Annotated in this window: 16 protein-coding genes; 14 read left to right on the top strand and 2 right to left on the bottom strand. The window is 39.5% G+C overall.

Annotated features, from left to right (window positions below; translation table 11 throughout):
- Positions 1-2 precede the first annotated feature (2 nt).
- The 11 genes from NXG62_RS13095 (at position 3) to NXG62_RS13145 (ending at position 10,843) form a co-directional block, all read left to right on the top strand.
- Complete coding sequence (locus tag NXG62_RS13095) at positions 3-1,097, top strand: ABC transporter ATP-binding protein (protein WP_427112865.1); 1,095 nt, start codon at positions 3-5, stop codon at positions 1,095-1,097.
- Complete coding sequence (locus NXG62_RS13100; RefSeq protein WP_427112866.1) at positions 1,066-2,061, top strand: ATP-binding cassette domain-containing protein; 996 nt, start codon at positions 1,066-1,068, stop codon at positions 2,059-2,061. Before NXG62_RS13095 ends, NXG62_RS13100 begins: the two co-directional genes overlap by 32 nt.
- A gap of 11 nt (positions 2,062-2,072) precedes the next feature.
- On the top strand, positions 2,073-3,269 hold the full coding sequence (locus NXG62_RS13105; protein WP_427112867.1) for a M20 metallopeptidase family protein: 1,197 nt from the start codon (positions 2,073-2,075) through the stop codon (positions 3,267-3,269).
- A gap of 84 nt (positions 3,270-3,353) precedes the next feature.
- The gene (locus NXG62_RS13110; RefSeq protein WP_427112868.1) at positions 3,354-3,755 is read left to right on the top strand and encodes a CGGC domain-containing protein; all 402 of its coding nucleotides are present in this window, start codon (positions 3,354-3,356) and stop codon (positions 3,753-3,755) included.
- A gap of 82 nt (positions 3,756-3,837) precedes the next feature.
- Positions 3,838-5,010, top strand: a complete 1,173-nt coding sequence (locus tag NXG62_RS13115) for a PLP-dependent aminotransferase family protein (protein ID WP_427112869.1) — start codon at positions 3,838-3,840, stop codon at positions 5,008-5,010.
- 267 nt (positions 5,011-5,277) lie between these two features.
- On the top strand, positions 5,278-5,655 hold the full coding sequence (locus tag NXG62_RS13120; protein ID WP_427112870.1) for a C-GCAxxG-C-C family protein: 378 nt from the start codon (positions 5,278-5,280) through the stop codon (positions 5,653-5,655).
- A gap of 282 nt (positions 5,656-5,937) precedes the next feature.
- Positions 5,938-6,237 carry a hypothetical protein gene (locus NXG62_RS13125; RefSeq protein WP_427112871.1) on the top strand — a complete coding sequence of 100 codons (300 nt, stop codon included), beginning with the start codon at positions 5,938-5,940 and terminating at the stop codon, positions 6,235-6,237.
- 1,122 nt (positions 6,238-7,359) lie between these two features.
- Positions 7,360-8,769 (top strand): ISLre2 family transposase, encoded by a 1,410-nt coding sequence (locus tag NXG62_RS13130; RefSeq protein WP_427112872.1) that lies wholly within the window; start codon positions 7,360-7,362, stop codon positions 8,767-8,769.
- A gap of 163 nt (positions 8,770-8,932) precedes the next feature.
- Positions 8,933-9,175: a hypothetical protein gene (locus NXG62_RS13135; protein WP_427112873.1), complete on the top strand. Its 243-nt coding sequence runs from the start codon at positions 8,933-8,935 to the stop codon at positions 9,173-9,175.
- A 108-nt stretch (positions 9,176-9,283) separates the two neighbouring features.
- Positions 9,284-9,586: a DUF6506 family protein gene (locus NXG62_RS13140; RefSeq protein WP_427112874.1), complete on the top strand. Its 303-nt coding sequence runs from the start codon at positions 9,284-9,286 to the stop codon at positions 9,584-9,586.
- 90 nt (positions 9,587-9,676) lie between these two features.
- The gene (locus tag NXG62_RS13145) at positions 9,677-10,843 is read left to right on the top strand and encodes a M20 family metallopeptidase (protein ID WP_427112875.1); all 1,167 of its coding nucleotides are present in this window, start codon (positions 9,677-9,679) and stop codon (positions 10,841-10,843) included.
- Positions 10,844-10,962: 119 nt separating this feature from the next.
- Here the strand turns inward: NXG62_RS13145 and NXG62_RS13150 are convergent.
- Together NXG62_RS13150 and NXG62_RS13155 are read right to left on the bottom strand one after the other, a co-directional pair.
- Positions 10,963-12,362, bottom strand: a protein-coding gene (locus tag NXG62_RS13150; RefSeq protein WP_427111916.1) for an IS3 family transposase whose coding sequence is annotated in 2 segments (ribosomal slippage) — positions 10,963-11,868 and positions 11,871-12,362 — 1,398 coding nt in all. Because the reading frame shifts where the segments join, the coding sequence is not laid out codon by codon here.
- Between the two features lie 105 nt (positions 12,363-12,467).
- A complete protein-coding gene (locus NXG62_RS13155) occupies positions 12,468-13,142 on the bottom strand; it encodes a TVP38/TMEM64 family protein (RefSeq protein ID WP_427112876.1) in 675 nt (224 codons plus the stop codon).
- Between the two features lie 140 nt (positions 13,143-13,282).
- Between NXG62_RS13155 and NXG62_RS13160 the strand changes: the two genes are divergently transcribed.
- The 3 genes from NXG62_RS13160 to NXG62_RS13170 all read left to right on the top strand — a co-directional run bounded on the left by NXG62_RS13160 (position 13,283) and on the right by NXG62_RS13170 (position 15,651).
- On the top strand, positions 13,283-13,708 hold the full coding sequence (locus NXG62_RS13160) for an aminotransferase class III-fold pyridoxal phosphate-dependent enzyme (RefSeq protein WP_427114288.1): 426 nt from the start codon (positions 13,283-13,285) through the stop codon (positions 13,706-13,708).
- Positions 13,709-14,005: 297 nt separating this feature from the next.
- A complete protein-coding gene (locus NXG62_RS13165) occupies positions 14,006-15,253 on the top strand; it encodes an Nramp family divalent metal transporter (protein ID WP_427112877.1) in 1,248 nt (415 codons plus the stop codon).
- A 104-nt stretch (positions 15,254-15,357) separates the two neighbouring features.
- Positions 15,358-15,651 carry a hypothetical protein gene (locus NXG62_RS13170; RefSeq protein ID WP_091648354.1) on the top strand — a complete coding sequence of 98 codons (294 nt, stop codon included), beginning with the start codon at positions 15,358-15,360 and terminating at the stop codon, positions 15,649-15,651.
- Positions 15,652-15,709: the final 58 nt, after the last annotated feature.

Here is a 15,709-nt window from a genome sequence, read left to right on the forward strand (position 1 = left end):
GCATGATGAGTGAAATAATTTTAAGCGTTAAAGATTTGACTATATCATTTCAAACGTTAGACGGCAAAGTATCAGCCGTTCGCGGTGTGAATTTTGATTTAAAAAAAGGGGAAACATTGGCAATTGTGGGAGAATCAGGCTCGGGAAAATCAGTTTCCATGAAAGCCATTAACAGAGTGCTTCCTCAAAAAAATACAATATATGATCAAGGTGAAATACTGTATCAAGGTAAAAATCTGCTTGAGTTATCAGAGCGGGAAATGGAAAAAATAAGGGGGAGGAAGATCGCAATGATCTTCCAAGACCCTATGACTTCTTTGAATCCAACAATGACCGTAGGAAAGCAAATTGCAGAATCTATACTGATTCATGAAAAAATGCCTAAGGATAAGGCTATGACGGAAGCCATTGAACTTATGAGACTTGTGGGAATACGCAATCCCGAAGAAAGTTGCAAAAATTATCCGCATCAATTTTCAGGCGGTATGCGTCAACGCGTTATGATAGCTTTATCGCTGGCTTGTAAGCCGGATATCCTTATTGCCGATGAACCTACGACTGCACTGGATGTTACAATACAGTCACAAATTTTGGATCTTATTGATGATCTTAAAGCTAAACTCAATATGTCGGTCATATTTATTACCCATGACTTGGGGGTTGTGGCGCATGTGGCAGACCGGGTAGCTGTTATGTATGCAGGCCGCATTATAGAAATAGGAACAGCTGAAGAAATTTTCTATAATCCGCAGCATCCGTATACCTGGGGACTTATTTGTTCTATGCCATCTTTGGATACGAAAGATGCGTCCTTATATAGCATTCCGGGAGCACCGCCTAATTTATTGCATATGCCTAAAGGAGATGCCTTTGCACCTAGAAATGCATATGCACTGGCTATTGATTTTGAGGAAGAACCTCCTTTCTTTACGGTAAGTGATTCTCATGCAGCGGCCACTTGGCTTTTGCATCCTGATGCGCCAAAAGTTACACCACCGCCGGAAATTATACGGCGGCAGCATATTTTTAATTCTTTTATGAAAAAGGATAAAGGAGGTGAAGCTTATGTCGGAAGCCATGCCGCAAGCGGCCAGTAAAAAAGAAGCAATTCTTACGGTGCGTAATTTACATAAAATTTTTAATCCACGAAAAAAAAGTGAGGTACGAGCTGTAGATGATGTATCCTTCACTATATACAAAGGAGAAACATTCGGACTAGTAGGCGAATCGGGAAGCGGTAAATCTACTACGGGACGAACGCTGATAAAATTAGAGGATATTACCGACGGACGGGTTATTTACAAAGGAGAAGATATTACGGATATTCATGGACGAAATGAAATGCTGAAATTTCGTAAATCCATGCAAATGATTTTTCAAGATCCGTTTGCTTCGCTGAATCCGAGAATACCTGTGAAGAAAATTATCGGAGATGCATTGCGTGTCCATGGCATTTGTTCTACGGATGAAGAAGTAAACAAGCAAGTGTATGAAATGATGGATATTGTCGGTATAAATCGTTCGTATGCTAATCGGTATCCTACAGAATTTTCAGGAGGACAGTGTCAGCGTATCGGCATTGCCAGAGCCTTGTGTGTAAAGCCTGATTTTATTATTGCCGATGAATGTTTATCAGCTTTGGATGTATCAATCCAGGCACAGATTGTCAATCTTCTTATTCAATTACGGCAGGAAAGAGAAATGACATATCTTTTTATTGCACATGATTTGGCGATGGTAAAATATATTAGTGACCGTATCGGCGTAATGAAGGATGGTAAAATTTTAGAATTGGCTGAAGCAGATGAATTGTATAATTATCCGCTTCATCCATACACGATTTCCTTGCTTTCTGCATCGCCGCTAACGGATTTACAGCAAGAACGGAAGCGCAGGCGTATTGACTATGATCCGTCGATCCATCGATATCCAAAGGAAATTAAGGCGGATATGTACGAAATTGGTCCGGAACATTTTATATATTGTTCGGAAGACGAGCTGCCCATGTATAAACAAAAATATGCAGAACAATTGGGGAAAAAGAAAGAAACTAATTCATAGAGGGGATAGAAATGAATGTATTTGCAGAATCTGTTGATTCGATTATACCAAAGGTGAAGGAATGGCGCCGACATTTGCATGAGTATCCGGAAGCGTCTTTTGAAGAATTTGAGACGACAGAGTATATTATTGAACAAATTAAAGATTTACCGGGAGTAACATATGAACGGGTAGCGGCAACCGGTGTTGTGGCCCGCTTGTCAGGGGATAAACCGGGTCCGACAATTGCGCTGCGGGCGGATATTGATGCGCTTCGAATGCCAGAAGAAAGCGGGGTACCTTTTACTTCTAAACGACCGGGAATTATGCATGCCTGTGGTCATGATACGCATACGGCAATGTTGCTGGGTGCGGTACATGTGCTGGCTGAAAATAAAAAAAATGTATCGGGATCTTTTGTCTTTATTTTTCAAGCTGCGGAAGAATACTTTCCCGGTGGGGCTAAAGAACTTGTGCAAAAGGGAGTCATGGATGGGGTAGATGCTATTATTGGACAGCATGCGGCTCCTCAATATAGCGTAGGACATATAGGAGTCAGAGAAGGGTATATGACAGCAAATTCCGACTGCTTTGGAATTACTATTCAAGGGAGCGGCGGGCATGGTTCGGCTCCGGAAAATTGTCTTGATCCGATACCGGTTGCGGCACAACTTGTGACGGCGCTGCAGCAAATTGTGTCACGGCAGATTCCGGCTAAAGAAACTGCTGTTTTGACAGTAACCCAGCTTCATGCAGGTACAGCTGATAATGTAATTCCTGATACGGCGGTAATCCGCGGCACGGTCCGAACATATTCCGAGAAAAATAGACAGCTTATCGCTGATCATATTCAGCATATTGCACAAGCATATGCGGATGCGTTTGGGATGACTGCCGTTTGTGAGTATCAGACAGGCTATAATTTCCTTTACAACACACCTGAATATACGCGGGAGCTTGTTGCTGCGGCCAATGAATTGTATGGTCCGGATACGGTAATTGAAATGGATCCGGGAATGGGAGGAGAAGATTTTTCTCAGTATCTTACAAAAGCTCCAGGATGTTTCTACTTTGTCGGAATGGGAAATGATAAACTAGGGTATACCTATCCTACTCATAGCACTAAGTTCCGTATTGATGAAAATGCATTTTCTATAGGTATCAATATTATGTTGAATAGTGCCATGAAATTTCAACAGCTTGTGAAGAACATAAAGAAGGAAAAATAAATAGAATGGCCATATAGACATAATTTGTTGCAGTCTGTATAATAACATATATTAAAATATGATATAAATACAGGGGGAACCCATATGAGTAAACTTGTTGTTATTGTTCAGTGCCAAATTGTCAGCCAGCGATGTGTCGGATATGCTTGTATGAAAACTTTTTATGACCGGACCGGAAAATTTAAAAACTATCCGGCAGATGCCCGCTATATGATGTTTACCTGCGGCGGATGCTGTGGTGCTGGACTGGCTGGCAAACTAGAAGACTTGCTGCGAAAAATAAACCGGTATAAAGAGAACAAAGAAAATATAATTATTCATTTGGCTTCCTGTGTTTGTTCCGATAATTATCATCGTCCGCCTTGTCCTCACTTGGAATATATAAAAAAAATCATTGAACGGAAAGGGTATCCTATAGTGTTGGGAACCTATATCTCCAAGGGTGCTTCGAAGAAGCGTGAGGAAGGAATATACAAGGAATTTTAAAAATTTCATGCAATGTATACAATGAGGTATTAACACTATTTTGTTAATACCTCATTGTGTTTTTTATATAAGGAGGGAATGTATGTCAGCGTATGCAACGTGTGTAGAAAGATTTATTCAGTCAGATATTCGAAACCCGTTATATGATAAGCCGGATATGATATCGTTCTCGGCGGGCCGGCCGGATGCAGCCGTATTTCCGCTGTCTGATATAAGTACGGCTTTCCATGTACTTTTTTCAAAAGGAGAATTAGTACAAGCTTTGCAATATGGAACGACAGAGGGGTTCGGGCTATTGCGGGAGAAATTGGCTGCTGTCGTCATGAAGGAAGCAGGTGTTATGACAGACACTGAAAATATTATGATTACAACAGGGTCCCAGCAGGGAATTAATTTTTCTGCTCAGCTTTTTGTTAATCCGGGCGATACTGTTATTTGTGAAACTCCAACATATCTGGGAGCATTGAATACCTTTTCAGTAGCTGGTGCACAATGCATAGGTATTCCGGTGGAAAGTGACGGAATGAATATAGAAGCTTTGCAGCAAGCTCTAGAAAAACATAGAGATGCCAAATTTATATATACCATTCCTGACTTTCAAAATCCGACAGGAAGCTATATGAGCTTAAAAAAACGTAAACAAATAGCAGAGCTGGCAGCGGTATATGGTATTCCTGTGATTGAGGATGCACCATACAGTGAGATTCGCTTTATTGAAGAAAAATTGCCACCTATAAAAAGTTTTGATACAAGCGGAAGGGTTATTTATTTAAGTACTTTTTCAAAAACACTATGTCCTGGACTGCGTATTGGCTGGATTTGTGCAGATACTTCCATATTGCAGAAATATGTTCTATTGAAAGGAACCAGCGATTCACAAAGCAGTACAATAGATCAATTTTTAGCATATTATTATTTGACAAATAGTGATTGGAAGGCCCGGGTGGCTTCTGTACGTCAAGTGTATCTTAAAAGAAGAAATACTATGATAGAGGCGATTAAAAAATATTTGCCAGATACCATTTCGTATGTTGTACCTGAAGGTGGCTTCTTTGTTTGGCTGAAACTGCCAATGCTTATGAATGACAAAGAATTGCTGAAGAAGACAACCGCTTTTTGGAAGGTGTCATTTGTTCCTGGCGGCGGTTTTTTCCCGGAAAAAAATAAAAATAATTATATTCGTCTGAGCTATTCGAATACACCTGTGGATGCCATTCCCGAAGGGATTAAACGACTGGGGCAAGCGCTGCAATAATAAAAATATTGTAAAAAATAGTATTTATATTGACATATGTCAATATAAATACTATAATGGGAAGAAAAATGACATATGTCGAAAATTAAGATATGTGTTGTTTTCCTTTGTTCATGGGGACAAAGTCATCTTTTGTATGATATCAGCATCTTTAAACATAAAACCGGCTGCGGATAATCCGTTGCCGGTTTTATGTTTGAAACTATGGAAATTTTTCATAGTTAGAGTATACTGATACTATTGAACAGAAAAAGGAGAATAAAGAGAATGAGTCATTTGGATACGGTTAGAAAAATACGTAATACAACAAATTGTAATTGTACACAATCGTTACTGGTTGCGTTTGCTGCAGACATGGGGATGGAAGCTGAAGAAGCAAAGAAAATGGGAAGCTTTTTTGGGGGCGGCATGCTTCATGGTTCTGTGTGTGGTGCTCTAAGCGGGGCACTTATGATTTTAGGAAAACAGGGTGTGAACCAAAAAGAAGCATTGGATATTATCAAAACATTTCGGATGAATCATGCTACGACTGATTGTGCTGTGTTATTATCAGAAGCAGTAAAAAAAGGTGTTGCAAGGAAAGATCATTGTGATAACCTTATTTTTGAAATGTGTCAAGCAATCGATGACATTTTATCAAAATAGGAAGTAATAAAAAACGCCAGCGCAATGCCGGTGTTTTTTTATTAGGAGGATGCAGGCAGTATGCAATATAGACAGAGTATCTATGGGAGAAACCAACCTATTAAGTTTAAGATAGGCTGTATTTGCTGCCGTTTGTTTCCATAGGGTATGATTGGAGCCGAGGTTAAATTTTGCTATTATTAGCTGGACGAAAATGGTCTCGTTAATTATAATAATAGATAATAGTATTTTTTAAATCGAAAGGATACGATACTTCAATAATAGAAAGGGGACAGTATAACGATGGACAAAGAAAAAAATAGCTGCAATTTTTGCAGTGTTGGTGATACTTGCAGCGCAGGCTGCAAAAAAACGTCACCGCAGACCGTTTCCGATAATTTTCAAGAAAAAATGAGTACCCTTATGAAAACCTTAAAAAAGGCGGCTAATGATGAACCAATAGGCATCAAAGAATATGAAGTATCTAAAGAATTTCTGGAATCTGTAATTCAATTACGTCCTGAACGATCGACGGAAATTGAATCCTATCTGAAGGCTCTGAAAGATGCATACATGAAACAGGTCATTTTAAAATTTATGTGACAGATAGATATCCATGATAAAATCGTTTTATGACTTATGATGACAGTCTTTTTTTGATACATCCAACTTCGTTTTTTTTTGCAAACAGAGCATTTGAAATAATGCCAAGAAAAAATGAAGGGTAATTAACAATAAATAGGGAGAAACTTTAAAAGAAGCGTACAATTTTTACATTTGAAGTGGTGCTCTTTTGAAATATTCGTTATTTTTAGAAAGCAAAACAGCAAAATAATTACAGATAGCATAATTAAAAAATGGGTATATTCTAATGTGTTATAAGATACTCCTTTGATGAAGAGAAGAAAGAGGGAAGTAGTTTCTTTTCTGTATAGAGCGTAAAACATTGAATGTGTATGATTTGTATCACTTTATATTCAATATGATAAGGAAATTAGTATAGAATAATGCCTGAATATATGACGCTTCTGATAAAAGTAAAAAATAAAAATATTTTTGGAAAATTTAAAAGTAAAGTGATATAATAAGAATATCAAGGAGTAGATAATTAGAGTCAGACTAATTATTGAAACTTTTCGGTTATATAACCGGATTGCAGAATTCCTTCAGGAAAGGTTAGTTGGTTAAACCTTTCCACCATATCAGCGAGAGCACCCACAATGGCGTGAGTGCTTTCTTACTTTATATTGTCTATTTTATGTGAATAAAATAGACAATATAATTCTGGCTGTTGATCCAGGCATCGGGAATGATGTTTGAAACCTGTTTGTAAAGTCGTGCGGTTATAATTCTGCATTCCTGCTTGAATAATTACAATATGTCTTGGCTTGTTTGCCTGTTGGTTTTTAAATGCAGCGATTACCAATAACCGCGGTTAGCTAAAGAGTGAGCTTCCCATGGGTCATTTAACAAGTTCCAGCCATAGCTGCGGCAGCAGCAACAAATGCACTGCAAGTTGAATCATGACAGTTGCTATATTCAATAGGGTGCATGATATCTGATGGTATTGATATATCTATGGGTATGAGTATACTTCGACTGCTGGGTTATTTTTTATCTTAGTGTAAAATAGTTCTCGGTAAGGTATTGCAAAAAGAAGAGAAGACCTAGATAATAGATATATTGCTTCTCAAGGCGAAATATATCAGATAAGAAGGTCTTCCCATGAAATTTATTGTACCAGAAATCATCAAAATAATAAAGGACTCCGATACAGCCATTATACGAGAAATGAGATTGCTTCAGTTGTTTATCCGTATTTTCACACAGGCGTTAGTTATCGCACTAGAAACCATCGATAAAGAATTGACGGCAGAATACACGAAACAAGGGTATCAGATTAAACGACGGGATTTCCGTACGATTCAAGGACTGTTAGGCACGATCACCTTTGAGCGGCGGCGGGTACGGAAACAGGGTCCGCGAGCCAAAGGGTTCTATCCCTTGGATAATCAGCTGGGATTGCGGAAATACCAACGGTATACGGCATTATATATGAAACGGGTTACGGAAGTAGCCGCGACAAGCGTATATCGTACCACGGCCGATGTCATGAACCGTCTGACATTGACTACCATCAGTCATCAGACCGTGGGGAACATCATCAAACAGGTGGGAAAGAACTATGAAAAATGGGAGCAACAAGAAATCGACAGAGCCGTGCTCCCGACAGTGGAACAGCGCCGACCTGCGATGCTCTGTATCGAAGGGGACGGGCTGATCATCAAAGGTCAGGGAGAAAAACGACGGGAAATCCACCGGGTGCAAGTGAGTGAAGGTCGGGAACAGCATGGATGGCGAAGTGTATTGGTTCATGCCCATTATTTTGCAGGGTTGAACCACAAGGCGCTGATCCAGCAAGTGACGGCCTATCTGCAACGGGAATACGACCTGGCCAAACTGACAGTGGTCAGCAACAGCGATGGAGGCAGCGGCTATGGGAAAGAGATATTCGAAAGCATGGTCATCGGCTGTCGCCAACATGAGCATGTGCTAGACCGGTATCATGTGAACCGGAAGCTGAAAGAACGGCTGTATTTTGTGGAACCCGCTTTACAGGACGAAATACATAAGGCCTTGCGGGAGTACAAGGCAGACACGATGCGGGTGTTACTGGATACGGCCGAATCACAGGCAGCAACGACGGAGGAAGCCGCTCACGTAGAGAAGCTTCGGAAATATATAGTAAGGAATTGGGAATCGCTGAAACCCATAACGATGAGAACACCCCAGGTACAGCCCGCAGGAATCGGAGCGTGCGAGAGCAATCACCGCCTTTATAGCTATCGAATGAAGAAACAGGGACGTCATTGGAGCAAGGCAGGAGGAACCGCCATGGTCAAGGTGATTACGGCCATACGAAACAAAGAGCTGGACAACGCCTTCACCATCTGGGAAAAGGGCTTTACAGCACCGATAAGTCGCACATTTAAAGGAACAATGAGACGGATAATGAAGAAGATGCCGATACAGCCCCATGTGGGAATTCATCGAGGAAGCATACGCAATCAGGGGCATGTCAGCAGTGCCATAGGAAAGTTATCCAAAAGCTTTTCTACACCTGTATTTTTCTAACATAACGAAGCCCGCAAAGCCCGCTATTATCAAGGTCAAAAAATTTACCGAGAAACTATTGACACATACATTTTTTATTCGACAGGCCGACATTTGCGTATTATAATAAACATAATGAAGAGAACGCATCTTATGGAAAATAAATAAGGAGAGGAGACTTGTTATGTTGAATAAAGAACCGGATTATAAAGCGCAGGCGTCCATACTCATGGCAACGATGGAAAAAGTAGATAGAAATGAAAAAATTAGTATTGATGAATATGAAACATCGCATCGGTTATTAGACGCACTTAGTACAATCAAACCGGAAAAAACGGCAGAAATTCATAAACGTATTACGGCATTGGAAAAAGCCTATTTGGCTTCTAAAATCACAACAGCGCCGCCGATGCATACCGATCAATAATTAACCGACGTAACGGTACTAATCGCGGCTAATATTCTGTTGCAGGCGGTACTGTTAAGATATAGTTACTAATTTATATTAATTAAAAAGTGAAGTGAGGCGAGAAATATGGGATTACAAGCGGCATTTATTTTTTTAGGGAACGGCAATGATCCGGAAAAACAAAAAGCAACAGTTCATTGTCCGCATATGGATTTGCATGTTATCGGGGTAGACAGTTATGAAGCGGCTGCAAATGTAGCAAGTAAGTTGGCTGAACAAGGGGTTGGGGCCATTGAACTTTGCGGCGGATTTGGAATTGAAGGAACGGCACTAGTTAAGAAAGCTGTAACAGGTAAGGCTGTTATCGGCGTAGTCCGTTTCGATGGACATCCGGGACTCAAAAATAAAAGCGGGGATGAAATTTTTTGATTTAATATGTCAATGGCGTCGTATTAAGCTGAGTTGCTTAAGCGGCGCCTTTGTTATACAAAAATAATATCATATATAGGGGATGTAATTGTGGATAATGTAAAACAAAAAGCATTTGATTTTATTGACAGTCATCATGAAGAGATGATGTCTTTGTGGAAAAAATTGGTAAGTATAGAAAGTGGGTCTTTAAATAAACGCGGGATTGATGCTGTAGCTGAAGAAATAAAGAATCAATTAGATGGGATAGGAGCTAGTACGACCATAATTTCTATGGATAAAGCTGGTAATATGCTTACTTCTCTTTACGGAAAAGCAAAAGCGGCTCCCGTATTGATTTTAGGACATATGGATACGGTGTTTGCCGAGGGGACCTTGAAAAATCAACCTTTTACAGTAAAAGAGGGAAAGGCTTACGGTCCCGGAATATTGGATATGAAAGGCGGTATTGTTATTGCACTGTATGTAATGAAGGCACTTCATTATGCAGGATATGCTGTTCGGCCTGTTAAACTTATCCTGGCGGGAGATGAGGAGGTTGGGCACCGCAATTCTGATGCGGCTAAACGCATAATAGAAGAAGCTAGCGGTGCAGTGGCTGCTTTTAATTGTGAAACGGGTTTTTTAGATAATGGGATTGTAGTACAGCGTAAAGGATCGGCTGTTTTTAAAATGGATGTGACTGGGATTGCCGTCCATGCAGGCAATGAGCCGGAAAAAGGAAGAAGTGCTATTTTAGAAATAGCGCATAAGGTCATTGCTATTCAAAATCTCACGGATTGGGAAAAAGGAACAACCTTCAATGTAGGTGTCATCAGTGGAGGCACGGTTGTTAATGCGGTTCCGGGACAAGCCTCTATTCAAATTGATGTTCGATATGTAGAACCCGATTATTTGGACCATATTTGCGAACAAATAGAAAATATAGCGAATAAAAAGTATGTCCCCGATACAACCACGACGCTTACTCAGTTAGCCGGATTTTCTCCCATGAAGCATACCGCAGAAAATGATGCTTTATTTGAGGTAGTCAAAAAAACATATGCTGAATTGCAACTGGCAGCACCGTATGCAAAAATAGTTGGTGGTGGATCCGATTCGGCATATGCGGTTATTGCCGGAGTTCCTGCGGTTTGTGCTATGGGAGTCAAAGGGGGGAAAAATCATAGTCCACAGGAGTTTGCTGTTGTGGATACGTTGTTTGAAAGAGCTAAAATATTGGCCGCCTGTATTATCAATCGGGATAACTGTTTATAGATCCATCATGATGGATAGAAATAATATAGAGTAAAAAACACGCATTGTATAAATGAAATGTAGTGACCCCATAAAGTTAGACCTAACCGTAGTAGCATTTATTGCTGCTACGGTTTTTATTATGCTGCGACATGACGTAACCGATAGTTTACCGGACTTAACCAGCCAAGCTTTGATTTGATTCTACGGTTGTTATAATAGATGATGTATTTCTCAATTGCTTTTTGTAACTCTTCGAAGCTGTGATATGTACGGCCATAATATAGTTCCTGTTTTAAGAGTCCAAAGAAATTTTCCATCACGCTATTGTCAAGGCAGGTTCCCTTTCGGGACATGCTCTGATAAATCCGTTCTTCTTTTAAGCGACTAACATATCCTCCCATTTGATAGGCCCAACCCTGGTCGGAGTGAAAGGTCCGGCGATAAGGACAGTCGCCGGTTACCTCAATGGCCCGTTCCAAGGCAGACATGATTCCCTGTGATGACGGGCGTTTCGTAAAGCTGAAGCTGATAATCTCACGATTGAATAGATCCAGGAATGGATCAAGGTACGCCTTACGTGTAATGATGGTTCCTTTTGTGTCGATCTCATAATATTTAAATTCTGTCGTATCCGTGGTGATTTTCTGATGTGGGATACAGGTGTCGAATCGTCGGCGCAGACGGTTAGGCGCGACGCGGCCCACGGTTCCTTTGTAGGAATTATACTTACGGTTTTTGTGTATAAATGACGTAACCTGCAGCCCCAGCTTCTGAATCAGTCGTTGTACACGTTTTCGATTGATGAGAAGGCCCTCTTCATGCAGTTTCCCCCAGATACGACGATAACCAAAGTCCTTATCACTTTTACGGATGGCTATAATCTTTGCTTCTATATCTGCATCTGGAGAAGGCAGATCGAAGCGCTTCTGCCAGTACATATACGTTGCCTTGGGAAGCTTGGCAACGGCAAGGATATCTTTTAGTTTGAATGATCCTCGGAGACTGTGGATGATCCTTGCTTGTTTTTCTGCGCCTCTTCCGCTAAACGCAGTCTCCTCACTTCTTTTAAATATGCTACCTCAATTCGTAATTTGAGATTTTCTTCCTCGAGTTGTTTAAGTCTCTCCGTCTGCGCTTCTGGTGATGCTGGGTGGATAGTTGATTTATCTGACACCTTCGATCTCCTGCCTTTCCGTTGCGGTTTGAGGCCATCTACACCAACCGCACGATAACGCTGAACCCAAGAGGTTAGCATACTTGGCGTATGTATACCTAGCGAAAGAGCTAACTCGTTGTAAGATGACTCTGTACTTAGATATAACTCTACCGCATGTTGCTTAAATTGAAAAGAGTATGTTTTCTTCTGGCGTGACCGTTGAAGAGCTTGTGAACCGTTTTCACGATACACGGCAACCCATTCTCTGAGAACTTTGTTGCTAGGAATATGATACTTCTTTGATAATAGCATATAGCCTAATTTTCCTTGCAAATACTCGTTGACAACTTTCATCTTAAATTCAAAACTATATTTTGCCATAAAAAGCTGACCCCCATAAGCTAGATTTCTAGGTCTAACTTATGGGGGTCAGTACAAAATCATTTATACAATGCGTGTTTTTTGTAATACTAATACATATATAGATTAAATTGTTATTTTATGTTTATAGACATAAAAGGCGATAGTAGCAACGATAATGCAGATAATAGTCATCCACATGGCATTTCCACCATTGATTTTTTGAATTAAGCCATAGCCGAGCCAAACCTCCAACGCAACTGACGGAAGTTTTCCAATAATAGTAGCTAATGTATGGTCACGAAAAGATAAATGACTGAGGGCCCCCAACGTAGTAATAAGAACATTGGGAGAAAAAGGAATCAAACGAGCGATAAACATTTCTTTGAAATTGCTGTAAGAATCCATTTTTTCTAAAATCTTGTTTTTTTCAATGCATTCATGGGCCTTGTTTCGGAAGAAGAAACGAATAATGCAGAAAGCCATGATATTGCCGATAACTTCTCCGATCCAACAGAGAAGGATGCCAGGCATCAATCCGAAAATACGGCCGCTGACAGTTAATACTTCAATAGAAGGTAATCCTGTCATATTGGTTATGACAATAATAAGAACAGTCATAATCATTGCCATATAGCCAAAAGAAGCGATATAGGAAGCAATACCGTTTATATTTCGGTCTTGAATCATCATGAATACGGTCCGGTAAAAATCAGGAACAAAAAACTCAATAGAGAAAAAAAGTAAAATGAGAAGTGCTATGGCACCTAGTTTTATACATGTTTGATGTTTTGATTTCATGAGGTTCTCCTTTTCTATTCCGTACAAAATATCATAACACATATTAGAAAAAAATTCTTTAAAAATTCTAAATAAATATAGATTGTAATAAAAAAATCAGCAGTAGTATTAAAAATCAGCTAGATGTTCTGGAACACGTTATTTTTGCTGACTTTTACCATACCGTCGCGATTTTGCGGGCAAAAGAATTGACAAGGATTGTTCCTCCCGGGTTAGTTAAATTTCATTTTTCTGATAATGGATCAGCGGCCGTAGAATGTTCCTTGAAAATGGCTTTCCCATATTATTTTCAAACAAGAAAACAAAAGAAAAAAAGATTTATGTGTTTAAGCGGTGGATATCATGGAGAAACAATAGGGGTACCTTCTGTAGGCAGTATAGATTTATATGTTAAAATGTATAAACCTATACTAATGGATGCGATACATATCAATGCTCCCGATTGTTATCGATGTCCTTATGGTAAAATGAGAGAAACGTGCAACTGTGAGTGTTTTGTAAACATGGAACAGGCATTATATTTAAAAAGGCTTCGCGTATTTGTGATGCCTATGATGTACTTTTGATTTGAGAAGTGGTTGGAGAGAATCCTCATGTAGGCGAAATTCGCCATATAGGATTAATTCATGCTTTGAAATTAGTGAAAAATCGTCAAGATAAAAGTGAGTTTAGTCTGGGTAAACGGATAGGGCATAGAATATATAAAAAATAGAATTAAATTTAGCGTTGAAACGAACACAAGAATCTATAAAAGGAATGCTTTTATTATAGATATAAATTATGGTTTCAGCTATATAAATTTTGCTGTTTGTTATATAATATTGGCAGTAATTATCATAATATAGTAGAAATGGAGACGGAATATGCTGAAAAATTATGGTACCAGGCATCCTTTTCATGAAAATGCCGTACAGATATTGAAATATATTGGTCCCGGTATATTAATTACCGTTGGGTTTATCGATCCGGGAAATTGGGCTGCTAACATGGCCGCAGGAGCAGAATATGGGTATTCATTGTTATGGATGGTAACACTATCAACTATTATGTTGATTTTTCTCCAGCATAATGTGGCTCATTTAGGCATTGTTACCGGATTATGTTTATCAGAAGCAACCACGGCATATTTACCAAAACCTTGTTCACGGGTAATATTATGTACAGCTGTATTAGCGGCAGCAGCCACGGCTATGGCGGAAATCCTTGGCGGCGGCATAGCTGTTACTATTTTGACGGGGTTGCCTATTAATATTTCTGCTGTTTTGACGGCTGTTTTTTGCTTTGTTCTTTTATGGACAAATTCTTATAAAAAATTAGAGAAAATTATCATTGGCTTTGTTTCTCTTATCGGCATATCATTTTTATTGGAATTAAGTATGGTTAATGTTGACTGGGGAAGTGCAGCAACAGGAGCTGTTGTGCCATCTCTGCCGGCAGGTTCGGTTCCTATTGTTATGAGCGTTTTGGGGGCGGTAGTTATGCCCCATAACTTATTTCTTCACTCTGAAGTGATTCAAAGCAGACAATGGAATTTAGAAAATGCGGATGTTATAAAAAAACAATTGCAATATGAGTTTCTCGATACGATTTTTTCTATGAGTATTGGCTGGGCTATTAATAGTGCCATGATTATTGTTGCTGCGGCTGTATTCTTTTCACAAAATATTCCTGTAGAAGAAATACAACAAGCACAAATTATGTTAGAACCTATGTTGGGAAAAGGCGCTGCGTTGATTTTTGCAATTGCACTTTTTTTTGCCGGAATAGCTTCCACGACAACGGCGGGGATGGCTGGCGGCAGTATTTATGCAGGAATTTTTGGAGAAGGATATAATATTAAGGATTATCATTCTTGGCATGGGGTTGCGCTGATATATGCTGCTGCTTTAGGCATTATTTTTTGCATTACAGATCCGTTTCAAGGTCTTGTATATTCTCAAGTAGCGTTAAGCATCCAACTTCCCATTACGATTTTTACGCAGATTTACCTGACATCATCGACTAAGGTTATGGGGAAATATGCCAATACAAAACTGCAAAAGGGGATTTTGGGATGTATTGCATTCTTAGTCACATTATTTAATATCATGCTTTTAGCAGAAATGTTTTAGGATAACGGCAGCTGATTGTGCAAAATAGAAAAGTTCTTGCTTGTTTCCAGGTTTTATGGTATTCTACGATATACAAGTCTTAGGAAAATAGGAGTATACAAACGATGAATTTAGCAGGACAACGTTGGGGTGATTTACCGGAAGATATTCGTATGCGTTTACTTTCTGATGTAGAAATTGAAGCGGATACATGTGAGCCAGAAGGAAGACATAAAATTTTAGCTTTATTTATTTTTAAAGAACAACATGCCATTGTTGAAGGTACGATTCGGATGGTGTTAGGACTTAATCATACGGTTCTTTCTTTTAGTGTTGCTGTAGATGATGATTCGGTACTGGAAGAATTAGAAGATGTAGAAGATTTAATGGGACAGCCGCGAAGCAGCATTTATTCATGATCACATGGGTAAGCTGCTTATTTTTATCCACATGATAAGCGAAAGGATATAGAGTGTT

It is taken from the genome of Megasphaera sueciensis, from assembly GCF_050219315.1.
GTDB classification, from domain to species: Bacteria; Bacillota; Negativicutes; order Veillonellales; family Megasphaeraceae; genus Megasphaera_A; species Megasphaera_A sueciensis.